The 17,613-nt window shown below is 52.6% G+C and carries 21 protein-coding genes; 4 read left to right on the top strand and 17 right to left on the bottom strand.

Annotation, left to right across the window (positions count from 1 at the left end):
* Window positions 1-38: 38 nt before the first annotated feature.
* The 8 genes from fusA to fkpA form a co-directional block, all read right to left on the bottom strand.
* The gene (gene fusA, locus VRC33_RS01915) at window positions 39-2,153 is read right to left on the bottom strand and encodes an elongation factor G (protein ID WP_338560303.1); all 2,115 of its coding nucleotides are present in this window, start codon (window positions 2,151-2,153) and stop codon (window positions 39-41) included.
* Between the two features lie 95 nt (window positions 2,154-2,248).
* The gene (gene rpsG, locus VRC33_RS01910; RefSeq protein ID WP_008457106.1) at window positions 2,249-2,719 is read right to left on the bottom strand and encodes a 30S ribosomal protein S7; all 471 of its coding nucleotides are present in this window, start codon (window positions 2,717-2,719) and stop codon (window positions 2,249-2,251) included.
* 96 nt (window positions 2,720-2,815) lie between these two features.
* Window positions 2,816-3,190 carry a 30S ribosomal protein S12 gene (gene rpsL / locus VRC33_RS01905; protein ID WP_013204141.1) on the bottom strand — a complete coding sequence of 125 codons (375 nt, stop codon included), beginning with the start codon at window positions 3,188-3,190 and terminating at the stop codon, window positions 2,816-2,818.
* Window positions 3,191-3,315: 125 nt separating this feature from the next.
* A complete protein-coding gene (gene tusB / locus VRC33_RS01900) occupies window positions 3,316-3,603 on the bottom strand; it encodes a sulfurtransferase complex subunit TusB (RefSeq protein WP_338560297.1) in 288 nt (95 codons plus the stop codon).
* A 7-nt stretch (window positions 3,604-3,610) separates the two neighbouring features.
* On the bottom strand, window positions 3,611-3,970 hold the full coding sequence (gene tusC, locus VRC33_RS01895; RefSeq protein WP_338560295.1) for a sulfurtransferase complex subunit TusC: 360 nt from the start codon (window positions 3,968-3,970) through the stop codon (window positions 3,611-3,613).
* Window positions 3,970-4,356, bottom strand: a complete 387-nt coding sequence (gene tusD, locus VRC33_RS01890; RefSeq protein ID WP_338560293.1) for a sulfurtransferase complex subunit TusD — start codon at window positions 4,354-4,356, stop codon at window positions 3,970-3,972. The genes tusC and tusD overlap by 1 nt, the downstream gene beginning before the upstream one ends.
* Complete coding sequence (locus VRC33_RS01885) at window positions 4,356-5,078, bottom strand: transcriptional regulator (RefSeq protein WP_338560291.1); 723 nt, start codon at window positions 5,076-5,078, stop codon at window positions 4,356-4,358. Before VRC33_RS01885 ends, tusD begins: the two co-directional genes overlap by 1 nt.
* Before the next feature lie 197 nt (window positions 5,079-5,275).
* A complete protein-coding gene (gene fkpA / locus VRC33_RS01880) occupies window positions 5,276-6,112 on the bottom strand; it encodes an FKBP-type peptidyl-prolyl cis-trans isomerase (RefSeq protein WP_338560289.1) in 837 nt (278 codons plus the stop codon).
* 284 nt (window positions 6,113-6,396) lie between these two features.
* On the opposite strand from fkpA, the gene VRC33_RS01875 reads away from it, so the two are divergent.
* Window positions 6,397-6,615, top strand: a complete 219-nt coding sequence (locus tag VRC33_RS01875; RefSeq protein WP_034895544.1) for a SlyX family protein — start codon at window positions 6,397-6,399, stop codon at window positions 6,613-6,615.
* A gap of 57 nt (window positions 6,616-6,672) precedes the next feature.
* Here VRC33_RS01875 and slyD read toward each other — a convergent pair whose 3' ends face one another.
* The 4 genes from slyD to kefG form a co-directional block, all read right to left on the bottom strand.
* Entirely contained in the window at window positions 6,673-7,218 is a 546-nt protein-coding gene (slyD, locus tag VRC33_RS01870; RefSeq protein ID WP_338560284.1) for a peptidylprolyl isomerase, read from the bottom strand.
* 138 nt (window positions 7,219-7,356) lie between these two features.
* Window positions 7,357-7,551 carry a YheV family putative zinc ribbon protein gene (locus VRC33_RS01865; protein ID WP_338560281.1) on the bottom strand — a complete coding sequence of 65 codons (195 nt, stop codon included), beginning with the start codon at window positions 7,549-7,551 and terminating at the stop codon, window positions 7,357-7,359.
* 8 nt (window positions 7,552-7,559) lie between these two features.
* Window positions 7,560-9,365, bottom strand: a complete 1,806-nt coding sequence (gene kefB, locus VRC33_RS01860; RefSeq protein ID WP_338560280.1) for a glutathione-regulated potassium-efflux system protein KefB — start codon at window positions 9,363-9,365, stop codon at window positions 7,560-7,562.
* Complete coding sequence (gene kefG / locus VRC33_RS01855) at window positions 9,366-9,917, bottom strand: glutathione-regulated potassium-efflux system ancillary protein KefG (RefSeq protein WP_338564412.1); 552 nt, start codon at window positions 9,915-9,917, stop codon at window positions 9,366-9,368.
* Window positions 9,918-10,040: 123 nt separating this feature from the next.
* On the opposite strand from kefG, the gene VRC33_RS01850 reads away from it, so the two are divergent.
* Entirely contained in the window at window positions 10,041-11,939 is a 1,899-nt protein-coding gene (locus VRC33_RS01850; RefSeq protein ID WP_338560278.1) for an ABC transporter ATP-binding protein, read from the top strand.
* 127 nt (window positions 11,940-12,066) lie between these two features.
* Here VRC33_RS01850 and tauD read toward each other — a convergent pair whose 3' ends face one another.
* The 5 genes from tauD to VRC33_RS01825 all read right to left on the bottom strand — a co-directional run bounded on the left by tauD (window position 12,067) and on the right by VRC33_RS01825 (window position 16,285).
* Window positions 12,067-12,915: a taurine dioxygenase gene (gene tauD, locus VRC33_RS01845; protein WP_338560276.1), complete on the bottom strand. Its 849-nt coding sequence runs from the start codon at window positions 12,913-12,915 to the stop codon at window positions 12,067-12,069.
* Complete coding sequence (gene tauC, locus VRC33_RS01840; RefSeq protein ID WP_338567483.1) at window positions 12,912-13,733, bottom strand: taurine ABC transporter permease TauC; 822 nt, start codon at window positions 13,731-13,733, stop codon at window positions 12,912-12,914. The genes tauD and tauC overlap by 4 nt, the downstream gene beginning before the upstream one ends.
* Window positions 13,730-14,497: a taurine ABC transporter ATP-binding subunit gene (gene tauB, locus VRC33_RS01835; RefSeq protein WP_338560274.1), complete on the bottom strand. Its 768-nt coding sequence runs from the start codon at window positions 14,495-14,497 to the stop codon at window positions 13,730-13,732. Before tauB ends, tauC begins: the two co-directional genes overlap by 4 nt.
* A 13-nt stretch (window positions 14,498-14,510) precedes the next feature.
* On the bottom strand, window positions 14,511-15,488 hold the full coding sequence (gene tauA, locus VRC33_RS01830; RefSeq protein WP_338560272.1) for a taurine ABC transporter substrate-binding protein: 978 nt from the start codon (window positions 15,486-15,488) through the stop codon (window positions 14,511-14,513).
* A gap of 194 nt (window positions 15,489-15,682) precedes the next feature.
* On the bottom strand, window positions 15,683-16,285 hold the full coding sequence (locus tag VRC33_RS01825; RefSeq protein ID WP_338560270.1) for a LysE family translocator: 603 nt from the start codon (window positions 16,283-16,285) through the stop codon (window positions 15,683-15,685).
* An 85-nt stretch (window positions 16,286-16,370) separates the two neighbouring features.
* Here VRC33_RS01825 and VRC33_RS01820 point away from each other — a divergent pair, with 85 nt between their 5' ends.
* Entirely contained in the window at window positions 16,371-17,363 is a 993-nt protein-coding gene (locus VRC33_RS01820) for a hydrolase (RefSeq protein ID WP_338560268.1), read from the top strand.
* 1 nt (window position 17,364) lies between these two features.
* Window positions 17,365-17,583, top strand: coding sequence for a YheU family protein (locus VRC33_RS01815; RefSeq protein ID WP_338560266.1), 219 nt, complete (start codon window positions 17,365-17,367; stop codon window positions 17,581-17,583).
* Window positions 17,584-17,613: the final 30 nt, after the last annotated feature.

The following is a 17,613-nucleotide window of genomic DNA, read 5'->3' as shown; positions in this document are numbered from 1 at the left end:
GTGGTGAGAGCATAGGATCAATATTTTAAAACTGTAGCTTATTTGCTACGAGCTTCAATAACGGCCTGAGCGACATTGTTCGGCGCATCATCATACTTCAGGAACTCCATTGAGTATGAAGCACGGCCTTTAGTCAGAGAGCGCAGCTGAGTTGCATATCCGAACATTTCAGACAGCGGAACTTCAGCATGAATCTGTACGCCAGTAGCGTTAGATTCTTGTCCCTTCAGCATACCACGACGACGGCTAAGGTCACCGATAACGTCACCGGTGTTCTCTTCCGGAGTCTCTACTTCAACTTTCATGATCGGCTCAAGCAGTACTGGAGTTGCTTTCTTAAAGCCGTCTTTGAACGCGATAGAAGCTGCAAGTTTAAACGCCAGCTCTGAGGAGTCAACGTCATGGTAAGAACCAAAGTGCAGACGAACACCCAGATCAACTACCGGATAACCAGCCAGAGGACCTGATTTCAGCTGCTCCTGGATACCTTTGTCAACCGCAGGCACGTATTCAGTAGGAATCACGCCGCCTTTGATGTCGTTGACGAACTCGTAACCTTTAGGGTTAACGCCTGGCTCCAGTGGGTACATGTCGATAACAACATGACCGTACTGACCACGACCACCGGACTGCTTGGCGTGTTTACCTTCAATGTCGTTAACGCGTGAACGGATGGCTTCACGGTAAGCAACCTGAGGTTTACCCACGTTAGCTTCAACGTTGAATTCACGCTTCATGCGGTCAACGATGATGTCGAGGTGCAGTTCACCCATACCAGCGATGATGGTCTGGTTAGTTTCTTCATCAGTCCATACGCGGAAAGATGGATCTTCTTTAGCCAGACGACCCAGAGCCAGACCCATTTTTTCCTGGTCAGCTTTGGTTTTTGGTTCTACTGCGATGGAGATTACCGGCTCTGGGAATTCCATACGCTCAAGGATGATCACATTATCTGGATCACACAGGGTGTCACCAGTGGTCACATCTTTCAGACCGATCGCTGCAGCGATATCGCCTGCACGAACTTCTTTGATCTCTTCACGCTTGTTAGCATGCATCTGAACGATACGGCCCAGACGCTCACGCGCGGACTTAACCGGGTTGAACACGGTGTCGCCAGAATTCACGATACCAGAGTACACGCGGAAGAACGTCAGGTTACCAACGAACGGGTCGGTAGCAATTTTGAACGCCAGCGCAGCAAACGGCTCGCTGTCGTCTGAGTGACGAACAGCCGGAGTGTCTTTGCCATCGTCCAGCATACCGTTGATTGCAGTAACGTCAGTTGGAGACGGCAGATATTCAACTACCGCATCCAGCATCGCCTGAACACCTTTGTTCTTAAATGCAGAACCACAGGTAACCAGGATGATTTCGCTGTTCAGAACGCGCTTACGCAGAGAGTTTTTGATCTCTTCTTCAGTCAGCTCTTCGCCACCAAAGAATTTCTCCATCAGCTCATCAGAGCCTTCAGCAGCAGCTTCAACCAGCTTTGCACGCCATTCTTCAGCCAGTTCCTGCATATCAGCTGGGATCTCTTCGTAAACGAAGGTCACGCCCTGATCGGCATCGTTCCAGTTGATCGCTTTCATTTTCACCAGGTCAACGACACCGGTGAATTTCTCTTCTGCGCCGATAGCCAGCTGTAATGGCACTGGGTTTGCACCCAGGCGCGATTTCATCTGGTCAACAACTTTCAGGAAGTTAGCACCCATGCGGTCCATTTTGTTAACGAACGCGATGCGTGGAACTTTATATTTGTTAGCCTGACGCCATACGGTCTCAGACTGTGGCTGAACACCACCAACCGCACAGTAAACCATTACTGCGCCGTCGAGCACACGCATGGAACGTTCTACTTCGATGGTGAAGTCAACGTGTCCCGGGGTGTCGATGATGTTTACGTGGTGTGGCTCAAACTGCTTAGCCATACCAGACCAGAAACAGGTGGTCGCAGCGGAAGTGATGGTAATACCACGTTCCTGTTCCTGCTCCATCCAGTCCATAGTGGCTGCGCCATCATGAACTTCACCGATTTTATGGTTTACACCGGTGTAGAACAGAACACGTTCGGTCGTCGTCGTTTTACCGGCGTCGATGTGTGCGCTGATGCCGATATTACGGTAGCGCTCAATGGGTGTTTTACGAGCCATTTGATTCCTCTGATTCTCGGACGTTCTAAAGTTAGTAAATCCCAGCGGGTGAGTCACTGGGGACGCCCGCTGGGTTAATAACAACTACGAAGCTGTTACCAGCGGTAGTGAGCGAACGCCTTGTTGGCTTCGGCCATACGGTGAACGTCTTCACGTTTCTTAACTGCAGTACCTTTGTTCTCTGCAGCATCAGAAAGTTCGTTCGCCAGGCGCAGAGCCATAGATTTATCACCGCGTTTACGAGCAGCTTCAACGATCCAACGCATTGCCAGAGCATTACGACGAACCGGACGGACTTCAACTGGTACCTGATAAGTAGAACCACCAACGCGACGGGATTTAACTTCCACGGTTGGGCGGACGTTGTCCAGGGCTACTTCGAATGCTTCCAGTTCGTTTTTACCTGAACGCTGAGCCAGGGTCTCAAGCGCGGTATAGACGATTGATTCAGCAGTAGATTTTTTACCATCTACCATCAGGATATTTACAAATTTGGCCAGCAGCTCTGATCCGAACTTAGGATCTGGCAGAATTTTACGCTGACCAATTACGCGACGACGTGGCATGGAAATACTCCGTTGTTAATTCAGGATTGTCCAAAACTCTACGAGTTTATTATGACATTTAAGATAAAACGTTTGGCCTTACTTAACGGAGAACCATTAAGCCTTTGGCTTCTTCACGCCGTACTTGGAGCGTGACTGCTTACGGTCTTTAACACCTGAGCAGTCCAGCGCGCCACGAACGGTGTGGTAACGCACACCTGGCAAGTCTTTTACACGACCGCCACGGATCAGGATCACGGAGTGTTCCTGCAGGTTATGACCTTCACCACCGATGTAGGAGGTAACTTCAAAACCATTGGTTAAACGAACACGACATACTTTACGCAGTGCGGAGTTCGGTTTTTTAGGGGTAGTAGTATATACACGGGTACATACACCACGTTTCTGCGGGCAGGCTTCCAACGCAGGCACGTTGCTCTTTGCAACTTTGCGTGCGCGTGGTTTGCGTACCAGCTGGTTAACTGTTGCCATTAAATAGCTCCTGGGATTTGCTTTCGCTTCGTAAACACGTGATAAATCGCCTCGTGGTATAACGAGGACGCAGAATTTTAGGGCTGAGGAGAAAAGGTGTCAAGAAATAACCAGGATATCGTGAGTTACCAGGTCATTTGTTGCGGATTTTTTACCGTCAGCGCGACGAAATCAGTATAGCTTACCCTGGTCGCACTGGTTGAAATTTGAGCAGAAAGTCCGCGAGCGACAATATCTTCTTGCAGCACATACAGTGATATAGGGGCTTTCAGCAAGATTTCAAGGGCCCGACTCCCTTCCAGGGCGGCCAGCACGCCGTCCTGAAGCAGCAGCAGATCGTCGCCCTGAGAAATAATTCGCATCAATGCGGTTAAATCACATTTATAAGGAGAGGTGATCAGGGTATACAGCATAATTTCCTCAAAATGTAATGATACGATCGTATTTTTCCAGCTCGGCACGCAGTGCCAAAGGCGTTAAAACTTCGACCGGCAGAACCTCTGCCATTTCAGCGCTGATACCCCGTTCGGCCAGGGAGGCAGCACAAACATAAAAACGCTCAAGATCGTAGAGTGGCAGCACGCCGAAAGTCGCTATGTAGTTACGGGAAAGCACCTGTTCAGGATCCTGACCAGAAATAAGCTGCAGGACGCCATCACTCACAAAAAATAGCCCCACCTCTTCACTCAGCGCGGATATCGCTAACACCGCATCCAGCCCTTCGCGTCCGGCACTGGTGCCGTGAGGAGCCTGACTGAAAATAAAAGCCACCTTATTCATCAGAACTGCACCAAACGTTCACATGTCAGGGCTGCTTCTGCCAGCGCCCCTAATCCTGACAGTTGAAACCCCTCAGCCAGATTGGCCGAAGGCAGGTTCAGATTATTGGCTTCCTGCTGATCGGTGATGCCACGGCGAAGTGCCGCTGCCACACAGATGTTCAGGATGACACCCTGCTCCTGATGAAGACGCTGCCAGGCTTTGCTCAGATTAAACTCATCGCTGGCCGGTGAGGTTAACTGGCTGGCATTGAGCACCCCTTCACGATAGAAAAAAACACTTTCCAGTTCATGCCCGGCAGCCAGCAAAGCCTGCGCAAAAAGATACGCGCTGCTCGAATGCTGAGTTCCGTAAGCGGGGCCGGTGACCAGTAAGGTGTAACGCATCAGCGTTCATGCCCCTGAAGATCTCCACTTTTAAACTGGCGGATGTAGAGATAGACGGTGTGCTTGGAAATGTTGAGCCGATCAGCAACCTGATTAATGGCATCTTTGATATCGAAGATCCCCTTCTCATACAGATTGAGCACAATCTGACGATTCTTGGCGTTATTGGAAACGTTACGGTCGCCACTGACCTCTTCAATGGTGAACTCCAGCGTTTGCATCACCAGGTCATCAACCGAAGAAGCGAAATTCACTGAGGAGGCCGCATCCTGGGTCTCAGGCGGCATAAACGTCGCCATAATCTGCGAGAAAGGAACATCCAGGTTCATGTTGATACAAAGCAGGCCAATCACACGTTGATCGCCATTACGGATGGCAATCGTGACCGACTTCATCAGAACACCGCTTTTGGCACGCGTGAAGTAGGCCTTAGAGACATTACTGTCTGCCCCGGTCATATCATGCAGCATACGCAGCGCAAGGTCGGTGATGGGTGACCCAATCTTGCGGCCGGTATGCTCGCCATTAGCAATCCTGACGGCTGAACACTTCAAATCTTCCAGTGAATGCAGAACAATTTCACAGTGTGAGCCAATCAACATCGCCAGCCCATCAACCACGGCTTCATAGGATTTGAGGATATCGAAGTCAGTTTGCACGAAGGGATGCTGTTCCAGTAATTCCAGATCGGCCACATCACCGGTAAAAATTGAACCAGACATTAAGACACCACCCTTTTAAAGAGCCTGTCGCACGGCGCAAGGGCAGACTCGTTCGGAAGAAAATGCGTGAAGCACAGTCTATCAAATATCCGAAACGCCTGTCCTGACCTTTGTCATGAAATGCCGGGGAACGCAAAGTCTGAAGGAAAAGAGAGGGGGAAAGCAAACCGCCACACAGGGTGTGGCGGCTGAGGGTGTTACTTCGCCTGAGGAGCGGCAGGGGCTTCTGCAGGTTTAGGGGCATCAGCATCTGCTTTTGCAGCAGGTTTGATGTCGAGGAGCTCCACATCAAACACCAGCGTGGAGTTAGCCGGGATACCCGGAACACCGTTTTTGCCGTAAGCCAGCTGTGGTGGAATGACCAGCTTGATCTTGCCGCCCTTCTTCACATGCTTCAGACCTTCAGTCCAGCCTGGGATTACGCCATCCAGACGGAAGGAGAGAGGCTCACCGCGCGTGTAAGAGTTGTCAAATTCAGTACCGTCAATCAGCGTACCTTTGTAGTTCACTACTACGGTATCGCTGTCTTTTGGTGCATCACCGGTACCTTCTTTCTCAACCTGATAAAGCAGACCGGATTCTGTTTTCTTCACGCCTTTTTCTTTGGCAAATTTGGTGGCATAAGCGTCACCCTTCTGGGTGTTCTCTTTTGCGTCTTTTTCCATCTTCGCCTGGGCAGCGCCTTTCACGCGGCCTTCAAATGCTTGCAGGGTCTGTTCGATTTCCTGGTCAGAGAGTTTGCTCTTACCCGCGAAAGCATCCTGAACACCAGAGATCAGCTGATCTTTATCCAGTTTGATGCCCAGTTTCTCCTGCTCTTTGAGAGAGTTTTCCATGTAGCGGCCCAGTGATGCACCCAGCGCATAAGCGGACTGCTGGTCATCATTTTTAAAGGCTGCGTTCTTCGGTGCCTGCTGTGGTGCCTGCTGAGCCGGTGCTGCTGCCGGAGAAGTTTCGGCAGCCATTGCCAGTGGCGCATTCAGCGCGACGGCCATGGTGGTGGCTAACAGTGTGACTTTAAACAGTGATTTCATCCATTTCTCCAAAACCGAAGTCTCTCACCTCGGACATCGTGTACAGAACAGGGCCTGTACTATAACTGTGTGCGAGAAAACTGCATAACCCGCAATGAAAACTAAGTTAACTTCCGACCTCTTTTCCATCCGAAAGTTTCAAAACAGAGATGCAGACGCACAATCGCTTTTTCAACCGCCGGACCGAAATTAACCTCAATATCCCTGTTTCAGCCCGCTGTTTATCGCTAGAATCAGACAATTCGGCAAGTATACCTGTCGCCGCAGTAACAAGAGGAAAGAGTATGCAACAATCATTGTTTGAAGAGCGGATGGAGATGCTGGAGAGTCGTCTGGCTTTTCAGGAACACACCCTTGAAGAGCTTAACCAAACGGTGATTCATCATGAACTTGAAATGGCTCGTCTGCGTGAGCAAATGCGCCTGCTGACCGACAAGTTGAAATCGGCCGCACCTTCCATGATTGCCTCGCAGTCTGAAGAGACGCCGCCACCGCACTACTGACAACACGTTTTTGACGCATAAAAAAAGGGGCCGAAGCCCCTTTTTTACTGCTGACACTTAGTGGCAACCACAGCCGCCGGTGCCGCAACCGCCTTTGCCATCTTCATGGTCATGTTCGTGATCGTGGTGATGGTCGTGCTCACCGTGAACGTGGCCATGGGCAAGTTCTTCTTCAGTGGCTTCACGAATTGCAACCACTTCAACATTAAAGTTCAGGTTCTGACCAGCCAGCATATGGTTACCATCAACCACTACATGCTCGTCTTCTACTTCGGTAATTTCGACCGGGACAGGGCCCTGATCGGTTTCTGCCAGGAAGCGCATGCCTACCTGCAGTTCATCAACGCCCATAAATACGTCTTTAGGGACACGCTGGACCAGGTTGTCGTCATACTGACCGTATGCGTCGTTGGCAGCGATGTTCACTTCGAATTTGTCACCGGCCTCGTGGTCTTCCAGGGCTTTTTCCAGACCTGAGATCAGAGAACCATGACCGTGCAGGTAGTCCAGCGGTGCGCTCACCGGAGACTCATCGACCAACACGCCGTCTTCTGTACGTACCTGATATGCCAGGCTGACCACCAGGTCTTTAGCTACTTTCATGATTACTCCTAACCGTTGAGAACGTTGAGTCCTTTGTATGTTGACCGGTTTGCCAACAGGAAAGACTCGAAATTGGGCCGATTGTAACGACTTTCAATGCCGCTGTGTGTTACAGCTTAAAAAAGCTGAGCCATAACGCTACTCAGGATGGAAAATTCCAATCACTTGTTCGTTATCGCGGACCCGATCGCGGACCTGCTTATCCGCTTCACGCATCTGATGGCCGCACTTAACACATTCAACCACATCAATATTATTTTCCTGCCATAAAGCCAGGGTATCCTGCGCTTTACAGCTGGGGCAGGTAGCCCCTGCAATAAATCTTTTACGCATAACTTTTCCTATTCAAATTCATCCCAGCCGTCGAACTGGCGTTTTTCATGCTGCATCTCAGCCTGAAAAATCTCTTCCAGCTCGCGGCGAGCCTCTTTCACCCGGGAGATTTGCTGGCTGTCCGAATGGTTAGGTAACATTTCGCGAAGCATTCGCATATCCAACCGGCGGAAATGTTGTTGGGCGCGGAATGCCTGATGCGGGTGCATCCCCAGTGTAATAAGGGATTTACGTCCCAGCTCCAGCGCACTGGAGAAGGTCTCACGGGAAAATTGCGTGACGCCGGCCTGGAGCAGTTCATGAGCTTCCACACGCCCCCTTGCTCTGGCAAGGATCTGCAGATGGGGGAAATGATGCTGACAAAGATGCACAATTTCCATCGAGGCTTCCGGGCCGTTGCAGGTAATTACAATTGACTGCGCTGTTTCCGCCCCCGCAGCCCTCAGCAGCTCTAATTCGGTGGCATCTCCATAGTATACTTTGTAACCGTACTTTCGCATCAGGCTGACTGCGCTGATATCGCGCTCCAGTACCGTGACCCGTTTCTCATTGGCCATCAGCAGGCGCGCAACAACCTGACCAAAGCGGCCAAACCCCACCACAATAACCTGAGGTTTATCATCTTCAACCCAGGGCTTTTCTTCGTTTTCATCTGGCTCATTGAAACGGCGCTCAAGGATTTTGTCCACGCCCTGCATCAGCAATGGCGTAGTCATCATCGACAGCGTAACCGTCACTAACAGCAACGGCATCTGGTCGCCACTGAATAATTTTGCTGAAGAAGCCGCCGAGAACAGCACAAAAGCAAACTCTCCGCCCTGGCTCAGCACGCCCGAAAATTGCAGACGTTCTGAACTGCGCAGGCCGAAAATGCGTGATAGTAAATAGAGTACGCCAGCTTTAATGGAGACCAGTGCCACCACGCCAATCAGGATTTCCACGATATGGGTGTAAAGCACGCCCAGATTCAACGCCATTCCTACTGAGATAAAGAACAGGCCCAGCAGTAATCCTTTAAAGGGATCGATAGCGATCTCAAGCTCGTGGCGGTATTCACTTTCCGCCAACAGGATCCCGGCGATAAAGGTGCCAAGCGCCATAGAAAGCCCAAGTGCATCCATAAATAATGCGGATCCCAGCACCAGTAACAGCGCCGCAGCGGTGAAAACTTCCCGCACGCCCGAAGCAGCAATAAAGCGGAAAATGGGCCGCAGTAAATAGCGTCCACCGATTAACATGCCGGCAAAGGCCAGCACCTTCATGCCCACCTTCATCCAGTCGGTGTGGCCACTGTCGCCACCCGCCAGTAGCGGGACCAGGGCCAGTGCAGGAATCACCGCCAGGTCCTGGAATAACAGAACTGAAAAGCCCAGCTGCCCCGATTCGTTGCGGTTCATGCCTTTGTCCCGCATCAGCTGAAGCGCCATCGCGGTTGAAGACATCGCCAGCCCAATCCCGCCAATCGTTGCTGCCTGCCAGGAGAAGTCCGTCAGAAAGAGCAGCCCACCTAAAATGGCAGCACTAAAAATAACCTGAGCCGCCCCGACGCCAAAAATGGAGCGGCGAAGTTCCCACAGTTTTGAAGGTTTCAGTTCCAGTCCGATAATGAACATCAGGAACACAACGCCCAGCTCAGAGAAATGCAGGATCTCTTCCACATCGCTGATAAAGCCCAGTCCCCAGGGACCGATAGCAATACCGGCCAGCAAATAGCCCAGCACCGCACCGATGCCTAATCGGGCGGCAATCGGCACGGCAATCACCGCCGCAAACAAATACACCACACCAGCCGTCAGGAGGGTCTGTCCTTCCATTCAAATACCTCCGTAAGGCAAAGGGGATGCGAGCCAGTCACTGTAGGCTCGCGAATAATTTTTCATAACCTCAGGGGTTTGACGCCTGGCCCAGTAAATGATCATCGGGGTCAGCCAGTGCATCCGGCACATCTGCGCCGTCAGCTCAAACGGGCGCATGATCTCTGACATCGGATAGCGGTTCAGCCCTTCCTGATGGTAAGCCGCTTCGGGCTCGCCGGTAGTGATCACGCTGCGCCAGTACTTTCCTTCCAGTACGTTACCGCCTGGCCCACTGGCAAACCCGCGCGACAGCACACGATCGAGCCACTCTTTCAACAGAGCCGGGCAACTGTAAGTATAAAGAGGATGCTGGAAAACGATGACGTCATGTTCACGCAACAGTTGCTGTTCGTGGTGGATATCAATAAAGAAATCAGGATAGTGCGCGTAGAGATCGTGCACGGTGACATGCGGCAAATCATAAGCCGGTTTCAGTAAAACCCTGTTAGCTAACGAGTCCTGTGATTCCGGATGGGCGTAAAGCAGCAAAACTTTAGGCGTCTGTGACATCATTCCCCTCCAAATCATCGTCACGGCGGGGAAATTCCGCTACCATGCACGACGCAACGGAATTTAAGATTCCGATATAAAATTGACGGTTTAATTTAACATATTCTGACTATTACGGCGCTTATGATTGTCTTCTCTTCGTTACAAATCCGACGCGGTGTTCGCGTACTGCTGGACAATGCCACAGCCACCATCAACCCGGGACAAAAAGTGGGTCTGGTGGGAAAAAATGGCTGCGGTAAATCCACGCTGCTGTCGCTGCTTAAGAACGAGATAAGCGCCGATGCAGGTAATTTCAGCTATCCTGGCAACTGGTCTCTGGCCTGGGTTAATCAGGAAACGCCGGCGCTTTCTGTTCCGGCCATTGATTACGTTATCGATGGCGACAGGGAGTTTCGCCAGCTTGAGGCCGAACTGGCCCATGCTAATGAGATCAATGATGGTCATGCCATCGCCACACTGCATGGCAAGCTGGACGCTATTCAGGCATGGACAATACAGCCACGTGCCGCCAGCCTGCTTAACGGTTTGGGCTTTTCTCAGGAGCAACTGCAACGTCCGGTAAGCGATTTCTCCGGCGGTTGGCGTATGCGCCTGAACCTTGCGCAGGCGCTGATCTGCCGTTCCGATCTGCTGCTGCTTGATGAGCCCACCAACCACCTGGATCTGGATGCTGTTATCTGGCTGGAACGCTGGCTGAACAGCTACCAGGGGACACTGATTTTGATCTCGCATGACCGGGACTTCCTTGACCCGGTTGTGGATAAAATTTTACATATTGAACAGCAGTCGATGTATGAATACACCGGCAACTACAGCTCGTTCGAAATCCAGCGCGCGACAAAGCTGGCGCAACAGCAGTCAATGTTCGAGAACCAGCAGCAAAAAGTGGCGCACCTGCAAAGCTTTATTGACCGGTTCAAAGCCAAAGCCAGCAAGGCGAAACAGGCGCAAAGCCGTATCAAAATGCTGGAACGGATGGAAAAAATCGCGCCAGCGCACGTAGACAATCCGTTTACCTTCAGCTTCCGCGAGCCGGAAAGCCTGCCCAATCCGCTGCTTAAAATGGAAAAAGTCACTGCGGGTTACGGCGATAAAATCATCCTGAATTCGATCAAGCTGAATCTGGTTCCTGGTTCGCGTATTGGTTTGCTGGGCCGGAACGGTGCCGGTAAGTCAACGCTGATCAAAATGCTGGCGGGCGATCTGGCTCCGCTGAAAGGCGATATTGGTCTGGCGAAAGGCATCAAGCTGGGTTACTTCGCCCAGCATCAACTTGAATTCTTACGGGCTGATGAATCCCCGCTTCAGCACATGGCACGACTGGCGCCAAAAGTGCTTGAGCAGCAGTTACGGGATTATCTGGGCAGTTTTGGTTTCCAGAACGATAAAGTCTCCGAAAACACCGAACGTTTCTCAGGCGGTGAGAAAGCCCGCCTGGTGCTGGCGCTGATTGTCTGGCAGCGCCCTAATCTGCTGTTGCTGGATGAACCGACTAACCACCTTGATTTAGATATGCGTCAGGCGCTGACTGAAGCCCTGATTGATTTCGAGGGGGCGCTGGTTGTGGTATCGCACGATCGTCATCTGCTGCGTTCCACTACCGATGATCTGTATCTGGTCCATGATGGCCAGGTCGAGCCCTTTGATGGCGATCTGGAAGATTACCAGCAATGGCTGAGCGATTTGCAGAAGCAGAGCAGCGACGCGGAGCCAAAACAGGAAGGGGCTAACAGCGCCCAGGCTCGTAAAGATCAGAAGCGTCGTGAAGCGGAGTTGCGCACGCAGACTCAGCCTTTACGTAAGCAGATTGAAAAGCTGGAAAAGCAGATGGAAAAGCTGAACGTACAGCTGGCCGAAGCAGAGTCAAAACTGGGCGACACCGCCCTCTACGACCAGAGCCGTAAGGCCGACCTTACCGCAGCTCTGCAACAGCAGGCCACGGCGAAATCGGCGCTGGAAGAGTGTGAAATGGCGTGGCTGGATATTCAGGAACAACTTGAAACTATGCTGGCTTCCTGATGAGACAGGCGGGAGAGCAGGACGGCTCTCCCACTACAATTCTGCCGTACCCTCTTTACCAGCGTCTAAGGTTCATTTCCCCCCAGTCAGTTATCCTTAGTGCCGTTAACCCCCTCCGCCTGCCACATCACGCCCGATAAAATGGCTGATCCCCCAGAATTGTTGCGCGATGCATGATCCTGCGCTGCGGCATGTAGTCGGCATTGGCATAATGCTGCGTCACCCGGTTATCCCAGATAGCAATATCATTCTCCTGCCAGCGCCAGCGAACCTGAAACTCCGGTTTGGTGATATGGGCAAACAGGAAGTTCAGCAGCGCATCACTCTCCTTCTGACTCAAATCCACAATGCGGGTAGTGAAGCCCTCGTTCACAAACAGCGCCTGTTTGCCACTGACCGGATGCGTGCGGATAACGGGGTGTTGCAGCGGAGGATTCTTTTCTACTGCCAGCTTCCAGCGCGCATGTTCTTCTTCACTGCCACGGTGTTTGAATTCCTGGAAAGATTTGGTGAAATCATGCTCCGCCCGGAGCCCGCTTAACAGCACTTTAAAAGGTTCGGACAAAGCCTCATAAGCCGCTATTCCACTGGCCCATAATGTATCTCCACCCGTCTCCGGCAACTGTTTGGCCGCCAGAATCGCACCCGCTGGTGGGGTAGTGATAAAGGTGACGTCGGTGTGCCAGTTATCATTGTCAGGTGGATTATTATCATGGGTATCCAGCACGATAATCTCTTCCACATCCGGCGCGTGTGGGTAAACCGGATGAATATGCAGATCGCCAAATCTGGTGGCCAGCGCACGCTGCTGCTGAGGCGTGACAGGCTGATCGCGGAAAAACAGCACCTGGTGACGGATCAATGCATGCCAGAGCTGTTCAAACTGCGCATCGCTCAGCGGACGGCTTAGATTAATGTCGGAAACCTGAGCACCGATATAGGGGCCAAGCGCGGTAATAGTCAGACGTTCGTTCATGAATGTACTCCATGCCAGGGGGTCAGACGGCGTTGTAAAGCACGCAAACCCAGTTCAAGGGTGAAAGCGATCAGGGCGATAACGGCGATCCCGGCCAGTACCACATCCGTCGCTAAAAATTCTCCGGCAGACTGCACCATAAAGCCCAGTCCACGGGTGGCAGCAATCAGTTCGGCAGCGACCAGTGTTGACCAGCCCACGCCCAGCCCGATGCGCAGTCCGGTGAGGATTTCCGGCAAAGCTCCCGGCAAGATCACCAGCCACAACACCTGCCAGCGGTTGCCTCCAAGAGACTGTGCGGCGCGAATACGAACCTGCTGAGCACTCTTCACCCCCGCCAGCGCGGACATGGCGACAGGTGCGAAAATCGCCAGATAGATCAGCAGGATTTTTGAGGTCTCGCCAATGCCGAACCAGATCACCATCAGCGGCAGATACGCCAGCGGAGGCACAGGCCGGTAAAGCTCAATCAGGGGATCAAGAATGCCGCGAGCCGTCTGACTCAGGCCCATCAAAATGCCAACTGGCACGCCAATCAACACCGCAGCCAGCAGCGCTATTAAAATTCGGCTCAGACTGGCGGCCAGATGCTGCCACAGCGTGGCATCCATAAATCCCTGGGAACCGGCAATAGTCAGCAGCTGATGAAAAACCTGCTGCGGCGCAGGCAGAAAAAGCGGTGCAATCAGCTGCAGTTCAGTCACTCCCCACCAGATGGCAAGCAGGACCAGTAGTGTTGCCGTGCTCAGCGTAAACTGCCTGCTGAAAGGCCAGCTCAGACTGCGCTGCACGGTTTTTTCCGTCGATAACAGGCTCATGAAAATACCTCACGCTGCTGAAAGACCTGGCTCAGAACGTACTCCCGACGCTCAATAAAAGCGGGGTCGGATTTGATCGCCCGGCAGGATTCCCCGGCTGCGTAGCGGCGGCCAAAATCAAGCGGGATCCGCTCAATGACGGTACCCGGCCCCGGTGACAGCAAGATCAGCTCGCTGGCCAGGAAAATAGCTTCTTCAATATCGTGGGTAATCAGCAGGATCTGTTTGCCACTTTCCCGCCATAACGTCAGCAACAGCTCCTGCATCTGTTCACGGGTAAACGCATCCAGTGCGCCAAAAGGCTCGTCCAGTAACAGCAGTTGAGGATCGGCTGCCAGCGCACGGGCGATCCCGACGCGCTGGCGCATGCCGCCGGATAACTGCCAGATAAAGCGCTTTTCTGCTCCTTCCAGCCCGACTTTCCTCAGCATCTTCCGGGCAATATCCCGGCGAGGCTCTTTCACCATCCCCGCCAGCTGCAAACCCAGCGCGACGTTATCCAGCACGTTTCGCCAGGGCAATAACCCTTCATGCTGGAAGACCACGCCACGTTCTGCACCAGGTCCGTTTACGGCTTTGCCATCGAGGAGAATGCTGCCGGATTCCGCAGGCAGAAAACCGGCAATCAGATTAAGCAACGTGGTTTTGCCGCAGCCTGAAGGGCCTAATACCACCAGCAGTTCGCCGCTGTCGATCGACAAATTGATATCCTGCAGCGCGAGGTGCCCTTCATAGCGGGCCGTCAGATGCGAAACTGTCAGCATGGGATCCCCTTAATCACTCAGCAATTTGCTTAACAAAGCGATCGGTAACATAGTCGCTGTAATCACTGGCCGCCTGAAGCACCTTGCCCTGAGCTTTGAGGAATTTAGCGGTATCGATAATGGCCTGATCCACGGGTTTCCCCAGTTGCTCCACCTGTTGCCGGGCGGTGAGATAGGTATTGCCCTTAACCAGACCCGGAACCTGGTCTTCCGGAACACCGCTCAGACGCGACAGCTTGCTGAGGTTATTACCGTCTTTCAGCCACTGTTCCGGATTGTCGAGATAGCCTTTTTGCGCCGTTAACGCACTACGGGCAAATGCGGTGACCACTTCAGGATGCTGCTGCGCAAAATCTTTGCGTACTACCCACACATCCAGCGTCGGTGAACCCCACTCGCCAACCCGTGCTGAATCGGTCAGGACTTTGCCCTCCTTCTCCAGTTCATTCACCGCTGGCGCCCAGACGTAAGCGCCATCAATGTCGCCCCGTTGCCAGGCAGCAATAATTGCAGGGGGCTGAAGATTAACAATTTGAAGTTGATCGGGACGGATGCCCCAGTGTTTAAGCGCTGACAGCAGGCTGTAATGCGTGGTGGAGATGAACGGCACCGCAATGCGTTTGCCGAGCAGATCTTGCGGACTGCTGATAGTTTTCTTCACTACCAGCGCTTCAGAATTTCCCAGCTGAGAGGCCAGCAGGAAGACCTCTATGGGCACCTGCTGACTGGCGGCCACCGCCAGAGGACTGGATCCGATATTGCCAATCTGCACGTCCCCGGAAGCTAACGCGCGCACCACGCTGGCTCCACTGTCAAACTTGCGCCAGTCCACTTTCGCCCCGCTCTCTTTGGCGAAGGTATCATCAGCCTGAGCGATCTTGGCCGGCTCCGCAGAAGTTTGATAAGCGACGGTGACATCCACCGCTTGTGCGCTGAGTGCCGACAATGAAAGTGCCGCCGCAATAATTGTAAGAGTGAATTTTCCCGCCATAACCTGCCCCGGTAAGTGATCGTTATTGTCTGAATAACGCCTTTGTAACCGAGAGCAATCATCGCGATAAAGTAATTAAAAATTATCTTTTATAACCATTCATCCTTAGAACAATCACTGGAAACCAAAGCTTAAAAGCGGATTTAAGCCATAAAAAAACCACCGCGTGGCGATGGTTCTTTCAGAAAGCGTCTTCAGCGCCAAATCAACAGGACGCAGGCGGCAGTCAGGAGACCCATTGAGAGGTTAAAAACGGTCCAGGCGCGACGGCTCCGCAAAATGCGGCCAATCAGCGAACCGAAGCCCAGCCAGATCAGGCCTGAAACCACGTTAACCAGCGCCATACCGATGCTGATGGCCATGACGGAATGGCGATACTCATCCCCTGCCAGGCTGAAGCTGGCGACGGCACCCAGCGCCATTAGCCAGGCTTTGGGATTAATAAGCTGCAGCAACCCGCCCTGCCAGAACGGCATCGGTGCGGCAGGTGCGCTACTGGTTTCCAGTTTCTCATAGGTTGCCGTGGCTATTTTCCACGCCAGCCAGAGGAGATAGACACTGCCAGCTATTTTCAAAAAGAGATGCAGCGAAGGATAGAGCAGAATCAAGCCGCCAATCCCAAAGGCGACCATCAGCAGCATCACCTGCATACCGAGCATGATGCCGATCAACAGCCACAATGAGCGCAAAAAACCAAAATTGGCGCCGGAGGCGGTGAGTAACATATTATTAGGGCCTGGCGTAATGGCTGCGACCCATAAAAAGCCCAACATTGATAAAAATAAACTCAGTTCCATATGAAACGGGTGCTCCTCACCCCCTGACCAGAAACGAACTTGTCGAAGCTAGCAATGTGACAGGGATCCTACAAGCATTTTGAACATGAATTTTAATCACGGAACAGCCCTGCCTTTCAGGCCGCTGGCTGGCATGAGCAATGCCCATCTGCAAACGATTTTGCCACGGCTGATTCGCCGCCGGATTGAGCTGCAACCTCACTGGCAGCGCCTGACGCTTCCGGATACGGATTTTGTCGATCTGGCCTGGAGTGAAGATCCCGCTGGCGCTAAACATAAGCCCAGGGTTGTGCTCTTTCACGGGCTGGAGGGAAGCTTCCACAGTCCCTACGCGCACGGACTGCTGCAGGTCTGTAAAGCGCGGGGCTGGCTGGGCGTGGTGATGCATTTCCGTGGGTGCAGCGGCGAACCGAACCGGCTGCGGCGAATTTATCACTCCGGCGAAACCAGCGATGCCCGCTTCTTTCTTCAGTGGCTAAGGGAGGAATGGGGAGCGGTGCCTACCGCTGCTGTGGGTTTCTCTCTTGGGGGAAATATGCTGGCCTGTCTGATGGGTGAACAGGGGAATGCCTGCCTGCTTGATGCCGGAGTGGTGGTTTCTGCCCCACTGATGCTTGAACCCTGTAGCCTGAAGCTGGAACAGGGATTTTCCCGTTTCTACCAGCGCTATCTCCTCAGCCTGCTCAAGCAGAATGCCGAGCGTAAATTACTCGCCTGGCCCGGAACGCTGCCCATCGACCTTCCGCAGCTCCGGGCGTTGAAAAAACTGCGGGATTTTGATGACGTTATTACGGCCAGAGCGCACGGATTTCTGGATGCAACAGACTATTATCGCCGCTGTAGCGCGATGCCTTTACTGCCCGGCGTGGCAAAACCTTTGCTGATCATCCATGCTAAAGACGATCCCTTTATGACCAGCGAGGTCATACCCGCTGCCGGCCTGCTGCCTTCCAGCGTCACTTATCAGCTGACGGAGTATGGCGGCCACGTAGGATTTGTCGGCGGCACCCTGCGGAAACCGCAAATGTGGCTTGAGCAACGTATACCTCAATGGCTTTCAACCTGGCTGGACAACTAACGTGATTATTCCCTGGAAAGATTTAGACGCTGAAACTCTCGATAACCTGCTGGAAGCCTTTGTGCTGCGGGAGGGCACTGACTATGGCGAGCAGGAAAAGACCCTTGAACAAAAAGTTGCAGACGTTCGCCGCCTGCTAAACAGCGGCGAAGTAGTGCTGGTGTGGTCAGAACTGCATGAAACAGTAAATATTATGCCTCGTGGCCAGGTGACCGGTTAACAAGGCGGTTTAATGCACAGAGATGACACC

Origin of the sequence: Erwinia sp. E_sp_B01_1, from assembly GCF_036865545.1 — a bacterium.
Classification (GTDB): Bacteria; Pseudomonadota; Gammaproteobacteria; order Enterobacterales; family Enterobacteriaceae; genus Erwinia.
This window is presented reverse-complemented; position numbering and strand designations above follow the sequence as displayed.

Coding starts and splice junctions, on each gene's coding strand:
- fusA (WP_338560303.1), bottom strand. CDS start 2,153: ATGGCTCGTAAAACACCCATTGAGCGCTACCGTAATATCGGCATCAGC.
- rpsG (WP_008457106.1), bottom strand. CDS start 2,719: ATGCCACGTCGTCGCGTAATTGGTCAGCGTAAAATTCTGCCAGATCCT.
- rpsL (WP_013204141.1), bottom strand. CDS start 3,190: ATGGCAACAGTTAACCAGCTGGTACGCAAACCACGCGCACGCAAAGTT.
- tusB (WP_338560297.1), bottom strand. CDS start 3,603: ATGCTGTATACCCTGATCACCTCTCCTTATAAATGTGATTTAACCGCA.
- tusC (WP_338560295.1), bottom strand. CDS start 3,970: ATGAATAAGGTGGCTTTTATTTTCAGTCAGGCTCCTCACGGCACCAGT.
- tusD (WP_338560293.1), bottom strand. CDS start 4,356: ATGCGTTACACCTTACTGGTCACCGGCCCCGCTTACGGAACTCAGCAT.
- VRC33_RS01885 (WP_338560291.1), bottom strand. CDS start 5,078: ATGTCTGGTTCAATTTTTACCGGTGATGTGGCCGATCTGGAATTACTG.
- fkpA (WP_338560289.1), bottom strand. CDS start 6,112: ATGAAATCACTGTTTAAAGTCACACTGTTAGCCACCACCATGGCCGTC.
- VRC33_RS01875 (WP_034895544.1), top strand. CDS start 6,397: ATGCAACAATCATTGTTTGAAGAGCGGATGGAGATGCTGGAGAGTCGT.
- slyD (WP_338560284.1), bottom strand. CDS start 7,218: ATGAAAGTAGCTAAAGACCTGGTGGTCAGCCTGGCATATCAGGTACGT.
- VRC33_RS01865 (WP_338560281.1), bottom strand. CDS start 7,551: ATGCGTAAAAGATTTATTGCAGGGGCTACCTGCCCCAGCTGTAAAGCG.
- kefB (WP_338560280.1), bottom strand. CDS start 9,365: ATGGAAGGACAGACCCTCCTGACGGCTGGTGTGGTGTATTTGTTTGCG.
- kefG (WP_338564412.1), bottom strand. CDS start 9,917: ATGTCACAGACGCCTAAAGTTTTGCTGCTTTACGCCCATCCGGAATCA.
- VRC33_RS01850 (WP_338560278.1), top strand. CDS start 10,041: ATGATTGTCTTCTCTTCGTTACAAATCCGACGCGGTGTTCGCGTACTG.
- tauD (WP_338560276.1), bottom strand. CDS start 12,915: ATGAACGAACGTCTGACTATTACCGCGCTTGGCCCCTATATCGGTGCT.
- tauC (WP_338567483.1), bottom strand. CDS start 13,733: ATGAGCCTGTTATCGACGGAAAAAACCGTGCAGCGCAGTCTGAGCTGG.
- tauB (WP_338560274.1), bottom strand. CDS start 14,497: ATGCTGACAGTTTCGCATCTGACGGCCCGCTATGAAGGGCACCTCGCG.
- tauA (WP_338560272.1), bottom strand. CDS start 15,488: ATGGCGGGAAAATTCACTCTTACAATTATTGCGGCGGCACTTTCATTG.
- VRC33_RS01825 (WP_338560270.1), bottom strand. CDS start 16,285: ATGGAACTGAGTTTATTTTTATCAATGTTGGGCTTTTTATGGGTCGCA.
- VRC33_RS01820 (WP_338560268.1), top strand. CDS start 16,371: ATGAATTTTAATCACGGAACAGCCCTGCCTTTCAGGCCGCTGGCTGGC.